The sequence below is a fragment of the Aureispira sp. CCB-E genome (assembly GCF_031326345.1).
In the GTDB taxonomy this organism is placed as follows: domain Bacteria; phylum Bacteroidota; class Bacteroidia; order Chitinophagales; family Saprospiraceae; genus Aureispira.
Genome location: NZ_CP133671.1, coordinates 3,422,240 through 3,439,481, shown reverse-complemented (window position 1 = coordinate 3,439,481; position 17,242 = coordinate 3,422,240). Strand labels below are relative to the sequence as shown.

Here is a 17,242-nt window from a genome sequence, read left to right as displayed (position 1 = left end):
GTTAAAGTTATTATAAACGGTTAGTTATTTTTAAGAAGTGTGTAGTTCTAAATGATTAAGTAGTTTATTCAAAATACACACTCCTATTTTTACTTATTCTTCTATTCCCATATCTTGTTCTAGGCTTGCTACTTTTCGTTCTAAACGAACTAAAAATGCAACAATTCCTACGAATAAAATGAGGATAACACCTACAGTTACGTATATTTTCCCAATATTACTAAAAAAGTCATTTCCAGTTGTTGTTTGAGCAGATACACAAACAGGTATTAAACTGAGTATTAATATGTTAATAATTTGCTTCATTAATATAGACCTAAAAATGGTGTTTTTTTTAAAAAAAAAGAATTTTTCCAAATTATATTTTGAGCAATTAGTAGGACTTTAAATTAGATAAACTTCTGACTCGCCTCCCCAAAACCCACAACAACCTAATTACCAACAAAATACAATCAAATAATTAAATATCTTATTATTAGCCACAAAGGCATAAAATTACTCCTCTAATTCTAGTTTTATTCGCATCAATCGTTCGATTCTCCCACCTAGATTAGAAATCCAAATTCCCATCATCATCCACCCCAACACCGCTGGGTAAAACACCATTCGCATGGTATTGTCTAAATCCAATTTACTAAAGGCTGGATTTCCTCCCATTCCTGGGTGTAAACTATCTACCATTCTAGGAACAATGTAAAGCAACGGAATTAAAGTTGCAAAAGCAAAGATATTATAAATAGCCGCTACTCTAGCACGTTTATCCATATCATCAAAAGAGCTTCTCAATACGAAGTACGCTAAATAGATTAACAAAGCAACTGCAGAAGTGTTTTGTTTAACGTCAAACGACCAATAAGCTCCCCAAGTATGTTTTGCCCACAATGCGCCTGTCAAAATTCCAATCACTCCGAAAAGTACCCCAACAGCAGCAAAGGAAGTTGCTTGAATATCATATCGTTCTATTTCTGGTCTTGCCAGATACAAAATGCTATAAACGACAGATATTAGCATTAATAACATCATGGCAAACCACATTGGCACATGATAGAATAAATTGCGGATGGTTTCTTCTAAAATATTTAAGAAAGGAAAACTGATTTGTTCTTCTTCTGTCTGCGCAAAAGGAACGACATCACAAAAATCTTGTATGGTATTTTCAACCAAGCTATCTTTGATGTAAACAGCAGACTCTAGTGAACTGTAACCGTTGTTTTTTCCAGATACCTCCAACAATGGAAAGCTAGATTTTTTACCATTCTCTGTTAGGGTTTGGATTGGTAATTTTCCTAAAGGTAGATCAAACGACAACTCTAATTCTTGGTTGTTTTTAACCGTTATATTCTTGGCACAAATTGCCAACTTGGGATTGAGGCGAATACGAGCTTCATAATTACCTTTGTCTTTCAAAAAGTTGGCATTGTATCCTTTTATTTTCAGATCTAAAGGTTCTCCTCCTTGAGCAACTCTTGGTGAAACATTAATAATTCCTGTTCCCAAAGGAATTAGCATACCAGCAAGGAGACTATAACTTACTAAAATGACTCCCAATATTTTGTATATATTCTTCATGCTTCTCTTCAACTACTTTTAATTAATACCATACAAATATGCAAAGTATTCGGCTAAAAACCTTCTTTATGCCTCTTCATTCGACAAAAAACTAAAGTAGGATTGTCCGTATTGGCGAAGTTCTACAAATTTGGGATGATTTGCAAAATTTTGACGAGAATCATGTTCGATAATTAACAATCCATTCTCATTTAACAATTCTTGTTCAAAAATTATATTCGCTAACAGTTGAAACTTGGGTGAGTCATAAGGAGGATCTGCAAAAATAATATCGTATTTTTTGCGGTGTTTGCCCAAAAATTGAAAAACATCTTGTTTTCTAACCTCTAAGACATCCTCTATTTTGAATAGCTTTGCATGTTCTTGGATATATCGGGCGCAAGCCGAAAATTTGTCAACACAACAAATGTAACTAGCTCCTCTTGATGCAAATTCATACGACATATTCCCCGTTCCTGCAAACAGATCCAATACTTGTATGCCGTCCAATGTTATCCAATTAGACAAAATATTAAACAAACTTTCTTTAGCATAATCGGTTGTTGGACGTGTTTTCCATTTGGAACTAGGCAAGTCAAATCGACGACCTTTCAAAAAGCCACTAACTATTCGCATAATTTAAGACTGTACAAATCAAAGAAAAAATTCTGAGCAAAACTCGCCTGAAGCTTCTCTCCAAAAACATAAAAATTAGGACGATTCACAAAATGTATCGTTTTTATGTATTTGTATAGCAATTTATGAATTTCTGAATCCGCTACCAATTCACCTACGATATACAAAGGATGTCGATCTGGCATCAAGCCTAATTGTTTGTAAACTAACAAAATGTAGTACAAGCAATCTGGCGAAGCTTTAAAAGAAAAAATATTATGAAAAAGTAATTTGTTATTTTCAATTACCGTAATCATAACATAATGATCATAAATATTCAGAAAAATATTTTTAGAGCTACTGCTATCAAAATTATTAATAAAATTATTAATTAAACCAGTAGATACATGACAAAAGTTCACCTCTGAAAAATGTTCTTTGAAGTCTTGGATATAAGGTATTGCAAAGGCATAAACATTGGCTGCTTTCAGACTCTCTACCAAATCAAAAAACACCTGATCAGACTTATTCAAGGTAGTTGTTTGTTGCAAGTATACACTAGCTTCTTCTTCGCTAAACAAAGACAAAGGTATCAATGAGAACTTGGGGGCAAACAAACCAACTCGAACCGTTTTGAACTTGGCTCGAAGAATGCTATCTTCTATTAAAACTTGTTTGAGTGGCGATTCATGAGGCAAACCAGAAAGCTGATACGATCGAAGCGCAACAACTTGGTTTTGTTCATTACTGATTAAATAAGACAACCTATCCGTGCCCATAAGGACGGATAGGTTATAAGTATGCGTCAACGATTTATTAAAATCGTCTTCAAATATATTGTATATTATATCTACCAATTACCGTTTGTTGATGGTTTGTACAAATCCCCTACTTTTCTCAATCTATTTGGGTTGTACTCTGGATCATAAATTACATGACTTGCAGAATCAAATTCTTGCATGTAAGTGCCTATAGTTGTCCCTACTTCAAAGGTAGAGGTCATCATAGAATCTGTTCCTTCTACGATTGCTTCTCCTGTTTTGATATAAAACTTTTTCCCTTCAGAAAATGGTACTGTGCTTACAAATTTAAAAAACTCGTCGACAGACATTTCTGGTTTTGTCTTTTTGATAAAAGACAACAAAGAATCTTTTGCAGGAAGTTTTACTTGAACTCTTTGAATAGTTTGTGTTGTATCGTATTCGTCTCCAATCACTTTATCTACCAAGAAAGTATCGTGTGTCAATACGTATCTCAAAGAATCGTAACTATCTGCATATTTACCACGCAATGATTTGTAAATTTTTTGAAGCTCAGCCGCTTGAGTCAATCGTTCGCGAACGAGTTCTTCTCTTAACTCTCTTGTTTCTGTAAAATTAATTGGCTTGCGAATGGACTCTACCAATAAGTAAATTAATCCAATAGCAGCTAATGTCAACAAAATATTCAGTGCAATTTTCATTTGTAGTATGTTGTTAATAGTTTGTTTTTCATTTACCTATTGAAGGCAAGTATACGTAAATATATTTATGACGACGTATTTATACATAATCAAAGCAATATAGCTAACTATTGTTTGTTGAAAACAAATTTCAAAATACGGCTAGCAATTTCTAACAACTTATTTTTTTCTCTTGCAAAGAGAAAATGCTGTTCTTACTCTTTGATTGCAATAATACTTATTTTTTATTGAAAAAAAACAACATTAATATCCAATTTTTGAACAAGTCGCAAAAAATAATTCCCTTTTATCTATGAAGATGCACTTCTACTCTTCTTTTGGTGTGTTGGAATTTATTTTTTTCGACAAAGGTTAAAAGCTCCTGTTTAACGATATTACATTTTGGATTAATGCTCAGGAAAGACCAAGTGTGTCATTCCCATAGCTTCTGCAAAAATATCCATATTTAGATTTAACTCCGCTCCTTTTTTAGGAAAATAGCTCAACATTTTTTCGGTAGGCATATTTCCTGTCAAATCATCTTTTGCCATAGGACAACCACCATATCCTTTAATAGCTCCGTCAAATCGGCGGCAGCCATTCTTAAATGCAGCATCTATTTTTTCTTCCCATTCATCAGGACGAGTATGGAAATGCGCTCCAAACTCAACATCAGGATAAGGGGGAATTAAATTGCTAAACAAGTACTCAATTGTTTCTCTATTAGCAACCCCAATGGTATCCGACAAGGACAAAATTTTAATGCCCATATCAGCTAACAAATCGACCCATTTTTGAACAATATCAACATTCCATACATCGCCATAAGGGTTACCAAATCCCATAGACACATAAACGACCAATTGTTTGTTGTATTTTTGTGTCAACTCTTGAATATTTCCTAAACGCTTTAAAGATTGATCAATTGTGGCATTTGTATTTCGTAATTGAAAGGTTTCTGATATTGAGAATGGATAACCTAAATAAGTAATTTCATCAAATTGACAGGCATCTTGTGTTCCTCTTTCATTCGCAACAATTGCTAGTAACTTACTATTGGTTGTATCCAATTCTAGTTGACTCAAAACCTTTGCAGTATCTCTCATTTGGGGGATGGCTTTGGGCGACACAAAACTACCAAAATCAATGGTATCAAAACCAACTTTTAGTAGTTTGTTGATGTACTGAGCTTTAACTTCTGTATCAATAAAAAATTCTTTGATACCTTGCATAGCATCTCTGGGGCATTCCACTATTTTTACCATAATGTTTATATTCCTTAGGACTTCTATACAATATTCTAAGGTAGAATATTGTCCTTTATCAACTGTTTTCGTCTAATTTGTTTAATAAGCAAGCATTCTACTTATTTTGGAGTCACAAAGATAAAGCTAAAGTTTAAAATACTAAATAGATGGGCAATTGTTTGCAAATAATCCCTTATCTTTGCATTAACAATAGCAAAGATAAATGACTTGCATTACAAGAAGAAAAATAAAATTACAACTAGATGATTATGCAACTTGTTGGCTTTTTTATATTAGCCATAACAATATACCTTACGACAACAACTGTTGAAAAGAACCCTAATTTAAAAACCTTATGGACCTTTATTGGTTGTTTAATGTTTTTTACAGGAGCACTTTGTCTCATTGTTAACTCTGTAGGTCTAAAAATAGGGTTTCTAGTGTGGATAGAAAGCATGGGAATTCTTGGTTCTTTTCTATTCAAATTGGGTTTAGTTTTTGGCGGAATAGCCGTTGTTATTTTAGCGCATCACAATCCAGATGCCTACGATGAATATTTTGATGGTACAAAATACCAGTAACTTTATCTTCTGCCTCATAGCAATAAGTAATACCTACTTTCTATGAGGCAGAAAACATTTCTAGCTTTTTAAGTCCGATATATCAGAATCCAATACTTCCACCTGTCTAGCAGCAGTGACAACTTTATCTTCTCGAATTATAAAAACAACCCCCAAAATCAAAATGGTTGCGGCCCAAGCAGATTGGGTTGTAATCACCTCATCATTCAAATACGCCCCTAATGCCAAAGCTATAATCGGATTGATATAAGTTACTGTAGCAACCTTTCTAGGGTCGTCTTTTAACAACAAATAGTTGAACGCAGAATAAGCGATGATAGAACCAAAAAACAGAAGGTATAATAATGAAAAAAATGATTTCCATGTAAACCGTGCTGGAATTGTCGTTAAATCTTCTTGCAAAACCGTGCTCACCATAAATAGTACAAAGCCTGCTGCCAGCATTTGAATGGCGGTATTCGCAACTTTTGATTCAGGCATGTCCATCTGCTTAATATAAATAGAACCAATTGTCCAACTTACAATGGCGATAGAAATAGCAATAATTCCTTTGTAAGCATCTGGATTTGTTGTTATTGTCTCTTGGCTAACCAAAATATACATACCAATCATTCCCAATCCAACCCCTAATAACTTCTGAAAACTAGCCCGCTGACCAACCAAAAGCCAAGATAGTAAAACCAACAACAAAGGTTCGCAGCCTACAATTAAAGAAGCCATTCCTGTATCCAAATACAAAACAGACCACATGGTTCCTCCTGACCCTATGCCCAAAATCAGAATGCCAAAAAAAGCGGCATTTTTAAGTTGTTTGACCGTCGCTGTCTTTACGCCTTGATAACTGATTGATAACAATATCAATCCTGCTGTTATAAATCGAATAGCAGTCATAAAAAAGGGCGGAAAGGATTGAAAAGCCCAATCGGTTGCCAAATAAGTAGATCCCCAAATAAAATAAATGCAAAAATAAGCGATGGGGATTAAATAGCGATCGGAACGCAATTTTTCCAGATTCATTGTCTTTTTTGCCCCAAAGGTATTTATAATATTTCCAACATTGTATTTAATTCTGTACTTTTTTTCTGTAGGATTAAGTCTAGTATATTTCCTCTAAAATTTGTTTCTGTAGGGTCATAAGCTAAGCCATTGTCTAACAGTAATTGAACGATATTTAATAGGTTATCATCCAGCTTAGAAAACATCAATAAGTTATAAAGTGGAGACCCATTTTTATTTGATTGATTGGGATTTGCTCCATAATTTAACAAAAGTTTGACTAACAAATAATTCCCTTTGAAACAAGCCATATTTAGTGCTCCTTCCAACTCAACATCGTTTTTCTTTAAGAATTCTTTCACTACAACCACGGCTTCTTCTCTAACCAACCTATTTAACAAAGATAATTGATTGTAATCATACAAATTAGGGTCGTCTAATTTTGACAATAGAGGTACTATTTGATGTTCCTTTTTAGAAAGGATATGCCGCAAGATTTCTAAACCTATATTATTAACAGACAGCACCGCTTTTTCTCCTCCTAAAAATTCTATTGTAGATTTAGAGTCACACACAACTGCCATATCTAGTGGCGTCCAACCATAGTGATTTTCCTGATTGAGAGCACCTCCTGCCTTCAACAATAATCGACAAATTTGGACGCAATCTTTTGCAGCAGCAACATGCATAGCTGTATAACCATATTTATCTTGGATATTCACATCAGCCCCATGACATAGCAAACAATTCAAGACTTTGGGTTCGTCCCACTTTACTAATTCAAATAAGATAGTTCGTCCTCCTTCATTTTTTTCATTGATGTCTAACCCCAAACCAATTAAAAAAGATAATAACTTTACTTTAGTTGTAGAACGGTCGCCATACCGCATTTGAACAATGGCATAAAATAAATTTTCGCCCTGCTGATTGGTGGTATGCTTGTCGGCTCCTGCATCAATTAAATATTGAGCAATTGTTGTTGATCTAGATAAGATTGCTTCATACAATGGGCTGTGTCCCGTCCCTAATGTAGATTCTATATCAGCTCCTAGTTGGACAAAATATTTGACAAAAGACAATTTTCTATAATTAACCGCATAATGCAGTAAGGTTCCTTTAAACAATCCCAAACTATCCGTTACCAGCAGATTCATCATATCCTTTGGGTTATCAAATGCTGTTTTAAATTCGGTAATGGTTCCTCTTTCGATTAATTCAATTGCTTTTTTCATTTTTCGTTTCATTGATGGTTTTTTAGCTCCTTGTTTTATAGTTTGAGAGCATTTTTTAATCAACAATAAAAATAGCCATCTAAGTAAATTTAGACAGCTATATAATTGATTATTTCTTAAAATTAGTAGTTAGCTACGCTGCTACTTCGTGGTATTGCATGAGTGCTGCGCAGTTGATAATTAAAATTTTAACGCAAAAAACAAATTCACAACTTACTGACTATCAAGATCAAAATTCAACTTCATTGCTACTGCGTGGTTTCAACGAACTATTGTAAAATGATAATACATTATTATTTCAAAAAGTCTCGAACACCATAACTTGCCAAAACGCCCTCGCCTGTCGCAGCGGCGACTTGTGCAATGGCACCTTCTCGACAATCCCCTGCCGCAAAAATGCCCTTGACAGATGTTTCTCCCAAATTCTTTGTCAAAACAAAGCCTTCTTCATTCATATCCACCAAGTTTTTGAAATTATCTGTGTTAGGAATTAGACCAATAAAAATAAAAGCACCTGCGGCTTCAATCAATTCTTCTTCTTCGGTTTTATTATCTTTTATGATTAAACCTTTAAACAAACCATCCTCTGTTTTTTCAAAAGCAACCGAAGTTTTATTTTTTAGCGCTACCACATTATCCATCGAAGACAATTTGTCTGTATACGTTTTGGAAGCCGAAAATTCTTCTGAACGGTTAACGATGGTTACTTTCTTGCAAAATTTAGCTAAAAAAATACCTTCTTCTAAAGCCGAGTTTCCTCCACCAATAACAATAATCTCCTTCCCTCGATAAAACGCCCCATCACAAGTAGCACAAAAATGCACTCCCGAACCTATCAACGCACTTTCGTTGGGAATTCCCAATTTTCGATACGTCGATCCTGTTGCCAGTACAATTGTCTTTCCTGAATATTCCCCCATTTCTGTGGTCACATGAAAAATGTTGCCCTTTTTGTCAATTGTCGTCACCTCCTCTCCTGTTCTAATATCAGCACCATACGTTTCCGCTTGATCTTCCATTCGATCCATCAAATCGGGACCAGAGATATCCTTAAATCCTGGATAATTTTCAATTTTCTCTGTCAAAAAAGCATTGCCTCCTATATTCTTTTTTTCTAAAATTAACGTATCAAAACGATCTCTTTGAGCATAAATGGAAGCCGTAAGTCCTGCGGCACCGCCCCCTATGATAATGGTATCATAAATTTTGTCTTTTTTCTCTTTGTCTATTTCTAATACATCCCTCAACGTTACATTGCTGGGGTTCGTATATGTTCTTCCATTAAAAATGAGCGTAGGAATAATTCGCTTACCATCGTTGATTTCTTCCACTTTTTGCACAGCCCAATCGTGTGCATCAATGTCAATAAAAAGATAATTGATTCCGTTGCTTTGCAAATAGCCTTTTGCACGACGACAATCAGGACACCAATCGGCTCCATAGAAAAAGATACGTCCTTTGGGGTTTATTCCTAAGACACAAGCAAGCATTGAGTTACTAGGATTCGTATAGCTTTTTTCATCGACAATAATAGTAGGAATGATGCGTTTCCCATTATTAATTTTTTCTACCGTAGCCGTAGCATCTGCATTCATATCTACATCAATAAACTCATATTCTATCTGGTGTTTCTCCAAATAACTTTTTGCACGACGGCAATCAGGACACCAGTCGGCTCCATACATTTTGACTTTGATCATAGTTCGTTTTTTTATAAATTTCGATAATAGACAAGGGCTGTTTATTAATAACTTATGGGAGATCCAAATTGTTTAAAGAAAGATCGAAGTTGGATACAATCAGACGATCTCTTTTCTACCATTTCTATTGTTAATTTATAAAAAATTTGATACAGACCTCCTCCTTTAAAATCTAAACTCCACAAAATCAGTCTATTTTCTTTATATTTATACTCTAAATCACTCAACAGTTTTCCTAATTTTTTGATTATGCCATTTATAACCTTATGCATAGCTTTTTTCATGGCTACAACGATATGGGGTCAACAGCCTTGGACAGCATTACAAGACAGCAATTTAATAGCATTAAAAAACAAAGCTCAAGCACTTGCAATACTAGCTGATAGCCCAACTCCTTGCTCCTGTCACACTTCTCCTGAGCTCTATCTTTATGACCTTTATAATTATTACCAACAAAAAGAACTACTAGAACAAGAACAAAAAAGATTGAATGAAAGCAAATTTCATCCTAGTGAAACAGCAAGTAGCCTAACGACTAAGATAAAGTTACAACAACAGGAGCTTTCTAAACAAAAAAATAATCTTACAATCAAAGGGTTGTCTTTAGCCCAATCTATGGCAATTCAATCTATGAAGGTGGACAATGAAGACATCCAAGCACTATTAGCCAAAGAAGCCCATTTTTTGAGCACTACCTATCCAAACACAAAGAACGATCCCTTTGTATATGAAGCTGTTTACAAAGCATTACTTCGACTAGAAACAGTCTACCAAGATAATCCTAATTTCAATGTGCTCAATCAAACACCTAAAGGGTTTACTCGCCTTGGACGAATTCGAATGATAAAAATAGACAGCAGCAATCAAATAATGTATACACTTAGTTCGGATGGATTGTTATTAAAATGGGAATTAAATACTTATAAAAATAAGAGTGCCCGTTATGATACGATGAACAAACCTCAAGTACTTGCGATCAACCCTACAATTTCAAGAACCTTGGATATTAGTTCGAATGGAAAAGAATTAATCAGTGCTGGTGATGGTCATAAAATTTTAACGACCAATGCTATTTCTGGCAAAACCTATTCCCAATTAGCAATTCCCAAAGGACATCGTATCTGGGCAGTAAAGTATGTATCTAATAAAAAGGGAATTGTTATAGCTGAAGGGAATATGACTCGTGAGACCATTGTACGTTATCAAAACAGCACCAATACAACTACACAGACCATCGACAGCATCCCCTACCGTTTAACTTCTTGGGACCTATCTACCGATGGAAAATATTTGGCAGGGGCAGGTGATTCTGCGACTATATGGATTTGGAATTTAGAGCAGTTTCATCGTGAGTTTTTGTTAAAAATTCCTAAAAATAGAAAACGTGTTACAGCTATTGCTTTTAACCCACAAAAAACGCTTCTTGCTGCGGGGTATCAAGATGGTTCCTTAATGATTTGGGACATCAACAGAGCTAAATCAGATTCGACCTATCTACCTAAGAAGATTTTGCACCACAAAGCCTACATATCTGATGTTGAATTTAATGCTGATGGTACGAGGTTGGCTGTCGGCAGTCTGGATAAAACAGCAACGTTATGGAGCATCAACCCATCTAAACAGTACGGGAATCAAGAAACACTATATCCTTATCTAAATCCTAACTTTGATCCTATTGTATTGGATAATTACACCGACTGGGTAACTTCGGTTGCCTTTAGTCCCAATGGACACTATTTGGTAACAGGTACGGCTAATGGTCAACTAAATATTTGGGAAACAGATTTGAAGGTTTACATGGATCAACTTACGCCCTATGTCAATAACTTTAGTACTGAATACACCTATAAAATTTGGCAACAATACATTCAGACAAAGGCACCTACAGAAGAATATAACCCAAGAAAGTTGTACAAAAATTTTTTAATAAATCTAAGGAATAGAAAATAGCCACTCAACACATATGGTCAAGTGGCTACCTTTAATATAGTTTGAACCAATTAAGGTTTCTTTTTATTGTACGTCTGTCGCATTACGAATGTTAATCTGATAACCTGTAAATTGAGATACAATTGCAGTAATATTAACATTACCAGCAGGAACACTATTCGTAGAGAAAGTAGCCCCAGAACGAGTATACATATCAATACTTCCTGTTGCATCTGTCACAGTAGTTGTTCCAGAGTAAGTAGAAGCTCCAGAAATCGTAGCACTGTTAATAACAACTAGTGTAGATTCCCAATTTTCTGCGTTTGCCAAAACATCTGCTACGGTTGCTACTCTTGGAGTAATAGAGTTACCACTAGAAACAACAGCACCATTACCATTTGGTATATTGCTAACTTGCAACAAACCATTAAACTCAGAAATTGTAGCCCCTGAAATATCGACAGTAATACTATCTCCCAAAGCAAAAGTTGTATTATTGGCATCAAAACGAACAACAATACCTACACCGCCTGTTTGTTGCAATACTAAGTTTCTTCCTGTGATATTTTGATTGTCTTTATCAGAAATTACGATACCAGCAATAGAAGTAGTTGCAGGTGCCGTTGTTGAACTTCCTGTAAACAAAGCACGTGCAGCGCCTATTGTAATGAAGTTGGTTGGACCTCCGCCTCCGCCACCAGAGATATTAACATCTGACGTGTTACGAATATTAATTTGTGTTCCATTATAATCTCCTACAACACCTGTCACATCTCCTGTTCCTGTTGGAATAGCAGTGCTTGCAAAATTAGAAAAGGCACTAAACATAGAGATAGAACCTGTTGCATCATTTAGCATAATTCCAAAATCACCATATGTAGATCCACCATTTAGATTAGCATTCATTACTTGTACTAAAGTAGATTCCCATGCTGTGGCATTAGCAGTAATATCAGCTACAGTTGCGACACGTGGTGTGATTGAATTTCCTGTTGACAATACTGTTGCATTAGCATTTGGCACACCATTTACTTGCAATAAACCGTTAAATTCTTCGATTGTTAATTGAGAAATAATAACCTCTACCTCATCTCCTAGATTAAAATTGTGTGCAGCATCAAAACGCACTGTAATACCAGCACCATTTGGCTCTTGGATAACCATGTTACGATCTACCCAGTTGCCACCAACTAAATCAGAAATTACTACTCCAACGATTTTGGTAGTATCAGGTGCTGTTACCGCTGTTCCTGTAAATAAGTTACGAGCATCTTGAATTGTAATTTGGTTAAGCGTGGTGCCACCACCACCTCCACCTCCGCCACCAGAGATGTTCACGTCTGAAAGGTTACGAATATTTAGTTGTGTACCATTATAATCACCTACAACAGCCGTCACAGTACCTGTTCCTGTTGGGATTGGAGCACTTGCAAAATTAGCAAAACCACTAAACAAGCCAATAGAACCTGTCGCATCATTCAACATGATTCCAAAATCACCATAAGTGGTTCCTCCGTTTAGGTTCGCATTTTGTACTTGTATCAAAGTAGATTCCCATGCTGTGGCATTAGCAGTAATATCAGCTACAGTTGCGACACGTGGATTAATCACAAGTCCTCCAGGGTTTGGCAATGCAGTAGCACGACACAATGGTAAATTATTAACTTGCAACAAGCCATTAAACTCTTCTAGTGTTGCTCCTCCTACTTTCACTTCTACGTAATCTCCCAACGCAAAACTATGATCATCATCAAAACGTACTGTAATACCAGAACCATTTGGCTCTTGAATCACCATATTACGGCTTTGCCACTGTCCTGTATTAGGATCAGAAATTACAATACCTCTAATTTTTCCTGTAGCGGTTGCTGGAGCACCTGAAAATTGACCTCTTAAATCTTGGATGCTAACGCTAGTATAGTTTGCCAATGAAACACAACGTGTACCAGTCATGCTGCTAACATCATTAGGATTGCGAATAAACAATTGAGAAGTACCATTAAAAGAATTGAATACAGCAATGATAGAACCATTTCCTGTTGGCATCAATTCGTTTGCAAAATCAGCAAAACCACTATTTCTAACAATAACAGTTCCTCCTGAAGCACACTCTGTCAAATCTGCGTTTTTGCTTTCTTGAGTTGAGGCATAAGCATAAGAACTTCCTGCAAAACAGTCTGCAAACTCTACATTATCCAACTGAATCAACGTGTTGTAGTCTGCTGAAGTCAATGTTGCCAACGTTTTCACTTTAGGTGTCATAGGTTGATTGTACGCTCCACCTATAATAAATTGGCGGTAAGTTGATTGTGGAATTCTAGAATTGTTCGTATTGCTACTTCCAATCAAAGCAACCACATCTCCGTCTTGCCAAACAAATAAGCCCTGACACTTGATCCATACTTTGCGACCAATTGGAAAATCATTGTAAATACTAAAAGCATCAATATCAATGCGAATACCAGCTGTAGAATCTTGTATCACCAATTGCTTGTAGAAATTTCCTGATTTATCATCAGCAATTACAGTTGCTTCTAATATTTGGTTCCCTAAAGCGACAGGCGAAGTTGATGCCAATGCGATCACATCAGCAATAGTAGCATTTGCCGTCAAGTTTGGCAACTCGCTAATTGGGGGCTCATCAAACTCTTTTTTACAGGCACTAAATACCAATAATGTTACTAATAGTAAAAAAGAGGAAAAATTAAAATATCTAGCTTTCATAAGGCTATTATTATATAATTATAAGTTAATGATACTTCGTGGTTTTTATCGACCACTTTGTATTCAATGGACTATTCATAATAATCAAATACCCCATTGAATACATTATATGAAATAATGGTTGTTTTTAAATTAAAATTTTACATTCTAAAGGTCAAACTAATCATAAAGTTTGTACCATAAGCATAGTAATAAGTATTTGGGAAACGGTCTACATTCTTCCCTTCATAATCAAATCGGAACTGCTCAAATCCACTTGTTCTCATATTTGTATTATTCAAGATATTACTAACGCCAGCTCCCAATATGACATAAAAGTTTTTAACTTTCCATGATTTACGAATGTAAATATCAGCCATAAAGTTGCCTGGTAATTGCTCCTGATAAAGAATGCTTTTCCACAAGTCAGAACCTGGTTGTACAGCATCTTGTACATATTCTGGTGCCAATCCTGTATTCGAAACAGCTTGAATAGTACGTCTATCAAAGTTCATATCCGAGTAAGTGGCATGAGTATAGCTAAAGTTAAAGCTAAACGACCAGAATTTAGGTGCACGCCACCATACGCCTACATTAAAAGCCATCTGTGGCGTATTCGGAACATAAAAGTTTTTCAAATAAATAGTTTGCGTTCCTCTAGCTATAGTAGGATCATTATCTAAGTATAAAGTAGCTTTTGGTCTAGAAGTATAAATATACTCTCCTATTGCTGCTGCTGCACTTAACGTAACATTTCCATTCAAATTAACTTCTCCCGCTAACTCGATTCCTGCATGTTGCTTTTCGATCCCTGTCATGACATAATTCACAAAGTTTCCTCCAATTCCTGCTGGCGAACCACTTCTATCCAAGTAGAAACTACGTTGAAAAAATTCATTTTGGAACTTCGTATAATAACCTGTCACCTTAGCTTTAAATCGAGGTGCTTTTAAAATATATCCACCTTCTACAGAGTAGTTGCTAGAACTTCTCAAACTATCTGTTACTTGATCTCTTGTACGAGGTGCTACATAAGCATAACGGAAATAAGGTGCCTTAGTTTGGTATGAACCGTTGGCATATAAATAATTACGTCCATCAATTTTGTACGTTACCCCACCTTTTACTGTATAATTAAAGAACTGTTGCTCTTCTGACTTTCCTAAAGAGTTATCTGGAAATTGTCCATTTTGAACATTTCCTTTACGCCAAAATGTGGTATAATTTCCTTGTCCCCCCACAAAGAAGTCCAACTTGTTGAATGTAAAGTTCAATTGAGCCCAAGCCGATGCTTTATGGATAAATGCTTCGTAATTATAACCAAACACATCTCCTTCTTTTAAAATTCGATTTGGGTTAGCCAAGTCATTTTGCGAAGCAGATGTATTTCCAACAGCTGCCGAGTCACGCTCTACAAAACGATTGATATCAACATAAAAATCGGCTCCTAACAAATCTTCCAACACTTTGAAATTCTTGCTATTATAAAACTGGTAAGTCAATCCTGCGTCGATATTTAAGAATTTTGCTGCATTAGCATTCAAAATCATATTGAAATTGGCTTTTTGACTATCGTAACGACGCTCTTCTACTACATAGCGAGCACGATTGCCCCATACGGTATCCCCTTGTACTCCGTTAGCATCGGCAACAAAATCATAAGAGTTTCTATTTACCTCAAACATTCTATCCCAATTTACTTGGCGAGCGGCTTCGTTTTGAACATACAAATCTGAAGCTAAGCGGCTTTGAATAGGATCTTCAATATAAGAAGGCAAATTTCTATAATACTGAGGACGAGGATCCTGCGCATCATACCAATCTAATGCCGTACTACCATACTTGCCAAATTGGTAACTAGCGGCAGTTGTAAGCTTTAGTTTCTCACTCAACTGCGCTTCGTGCGTTAGAATAAACAAAGGTTGATGAGAGTCTGTCATTCTAGAGTTTCTAATCTGTTTTTTGCCAGTTACGCCACTTGTTTGATAGCCCCAGTTGGGGTTGTAATAATGGCTGTTCGCTAAACTAAACATTTCTTGTGTAGCTGGACTCCCCTTTCCTCTCACAGAAGGAGCTCCCATAGCTGTAAAGGAGAAAGAATGTTTTTTGAATCGTTTTTCTACTGACAAGAAGTAAGAAGCAGCATTGTAAGAAGCTCCTTTTATAAAGGCACCATTCTCAGAATAACGCCAAGAACCAGAGGCAGAAAACGCCCAACCACTTGGCAAAAGCCCTGTATTGTACGTCAACATTGCACGATGATTGTAAGAACGGTTGGCATAAGAATAGGTAAAAGTTAGTCCTTTACGTTGACTTCCTGCACGGCTATCTAAAGACGAAGCTCCACCGATATCTCCTAGTGTGTAGGCTGTTGCAGCCAAACCTAGAGAAGACGAACGATTGCGCATAACGTCGTTTAGCCCAGACCAAGACCACCAAGTAGGACGACCAGATTCTAGGTCGTTCATAGGAATATTATTCATAAATACAGTGGTATTCTCTGAACCATAGCCTCGTAGTCTAAATCGAGCAGCCCCCCAAGCAAATGCTACTTTAGAAGAAAGCACGTCATTGTTGGCATTCAGAACACCAGAAATCGACTGTGTTCCACCTGCACCATTTTCGATTTGCTCATCGGATAACATAATGGTAGGAATAATATCTTCTGCTGCTGGGTTTTCAGCTCCAATATTATCCAAGTTCACAACCCCTAAATCCAAAACACCATCCGTAATTTTAATAGTTTTAGTCTCCAAGCCGTAGCCTTCTGCACTAAATTGAATGGTGTATTCGCCATAAGGTATGGCGGTAATTTCAAACATTCCTGAGGAATTTGTTTGAGCATAAAAATCTGTGCCTTGAATCTCGACCAAAACCCCGGCTAATTTACCTTTGTTGCCGGCGTCTTGCATAACTCCTTTTACAGATCCTTGCCCGTACATCAAACATGCTGAAAAACTCAGCAAGAGTACAAACATACTTTTTAAACAATGCTGCATATCTTAGTTTTTGTTTTAATCAATCCACAGAAAAATTGCCATCTTCCTGCTTGCCCTAATTTCATTGGGTTGTTCTGTTCTAATTTGAGGCTGCAAGTTACAAATAAGGAAGGAATAAAACTCACATTGAGCTGCAAACTTAATAAAAAGTTAATGCTTGTCCGAATAAAAAAAGTTAACCATCTCCAATTTTGCTTTTTTTGACACGAATTGTGCAATTCTGCCCCCAATTACTACGATTAGGTAGATTG

General features: G+C 36.0%; 13 protein-coding genes. 2 read left to right on the top strand and 11 right to left on the bottom strand.

Annotated features, from left to right (window positions below):
• Window positions 1-93: 93 nt before the first annotated feature.
• From QP953_RS13310 to QP953_RS13285, 6 genes are all read right to left on the bottom strand, one after another.
• On the bottom strand, window positions 94-306 hold the full coding sequence (locus QP953_RS13310; RefSeq protein ID WP_052598306.1) for a CcmD family protein: 213 nt from the start codon (window positions 304-306) through the stop codon (window positions 94-96).
• 189 nt (window positions 307-495) lie between these two features.
• Complete coding sequence (locus QP953_RS13305) at window positions 496-1,569, bottom strand: cytochrome c biogenesis protein (protein ID WP_052598305.1); 1,074 nt, start codon at window positions 1,567-1,569, stop codon at window positions 496-498.
• A gap of 66 nt (window positions 1,570-1,635) precedes the next feature.
• Window positions 1,636-2,184 (bottom strand): RsmD family RNA methyltransferase, encoded by a 549-nt coding sequence (locus QP953_RS13300; RefSeq protein ID WP_052598304.1) that lies wholly within the window; start codon window positions 2,182-2,184, stop codon window positions 1,636-1,638.
• A complete protein-coding gene (locus QP953_RS13295) occupies window positions 2,175-3,020 on the bottom strand; it encodes a DUF3822 family protein (protein WP_309555399.1) in 846 nt (281 codons plus the stop codon). The genes QP953_RS13300 and QP953_RS13295 overlap by 10 nt, the downstream gene beginning before the upstream one ends.
• Window positions 3,014-3,625: a hypothetical protein gene (locus QP953_RS13290; RefSeq protein WP_309555397.1), complete on the bottom strand. Its 612-nt coding sequence runs from the start codon at window positions 3,623-3,625 to the stop codon at window positions 3,014-3,016. Before QP953_RS13290 ends, QP953_RS13295 begins: the two co-directional genes overlap by 7 nt.
• A 386-nt stretch (window positions 3,626-4,011) precedes the next feature.
• The gene (locus tag QP953_RS13285) at window positions 4,012-4,869 is read right to left on the bottom strand and encodes a hydroxymethylglutaryl-CoA lyase (protein WP_052598301.1); all 858 of its coding nucleotides are present in this window, start codon (window positions 4,867-4,869) and stop codon (window positions 4,012-4,014) included.
• A gap of 245 nt (window positions 4,870-5,114) precedes the next feature.
• On the opposite strand from QP953_RS13285, the gene QP953_RS13280 reads away from it, so the two are divergent.
• The gene (locus tag QP953_RS13280) at window positions 5,115-5,432 is read left to right on the top strand and encodes a hypothetical protein (protein ID WP_052598300.1); all 318 of its coding nucleotides are present in this window, start codon (window positions 5,115-5,117) and stop codon (window positions 5,430-5,432) included.
• Between the two features lie 60 nt (window positions 5,433-5,492).
• On the opposite strand, the gene QP953_RS13275 is transcribed toward QP953_RS13280, so the two are convergent.
• The 3 genes from QP953_RS13275 to QP953_RS13265 all read right to left on the bottom strand — a co-directional run bounded on the left by QP953_RS13275 (window position 5,493) and on the right by QP953_RS13265 (window position 9,360).
• Window positions 5,493-6,449, bottom strand: coding sequence for an EamA family transporter (locus tag QP953_RS13275; protein WP_052598299.1), 957 nt, complete (start codon window positions 6,447-6,449; stop codon window positions 5,493-5,495).
• Window positions 6,450-6,472: 23 nt separating this feature from the next.
• Entirely contained in the window at window positions 6,473-7,672 is a 1,200-nt protein-coding gene (locus QP953_RS13270; protein WP_052598298.1) for an ankyrin repeat domain-containing protein, read from the bottom strand.
• Window positions 7,673-7,953: 281 nt separating this feature from the next.
• Complete coding sequence (locus tag QP953_RS13265; protein ID WP_309555396.1) at window positions 7,954-9,360, bottom strand: FAD-dependent oxidoreductase; 1,407 nt, start codon at window positions 9,358-9,360, stop codon at window positions 7,954-7,956.
• Between the two features lie 282 nt (window positions 9,361-9,642).
• Here QP953_RS13265 and QP953_RS13260 point away from each other — a divergent pair, with 282 nt between their 5' ends.
• Window positions 9,643-11,310, top strand: a complete 1,668-nt coding sequence (locus QP953_RS13260; protein WP_309555394.1) for a hypothetical protein — start codon at window positions 9,643-9,645, stop codon at window positions 11,308-11,310.
• 63 nt (window positions 11,311-11,373) lie between these two features.
• Here QP953_RS13260 and QP953_RS13255 read toward each other — a convergent pair whose 3' ends face one another.
• Together QP953_RS13255 and QP953_RS13250 are read right to left on the bottom strand one after the other, a co-directional pair.
• Window positions 11,374-14,013, bottom strand: coding sequence for a DUF5689 domain-containing protein (locus QP953_RS13255; RefSeq protein WP_309555393.1), 2,640 nt, complete (start codon window positions 14,011-14,013; stop codon window positions 11,374-11,376).
• Window positions 14,014-14,153: 140 nt separating this feature from the next.
• Window positions 14,154-16,991 carry a carboxypeptidase-like regulatory domain-containing protein gene (locus tag QP953_RS13250; protein WP_052598293.1) on the bottom strand — a complete coding sequence of 946 codons (2,838 nt, stop codon included), beginning with the start codon at window positions 16,989-16,991 and terminating at the stop codon, window positions 14,154-14,156.
• Window positions 16,992-17,242: the final 251 nt, after the last annotated feature.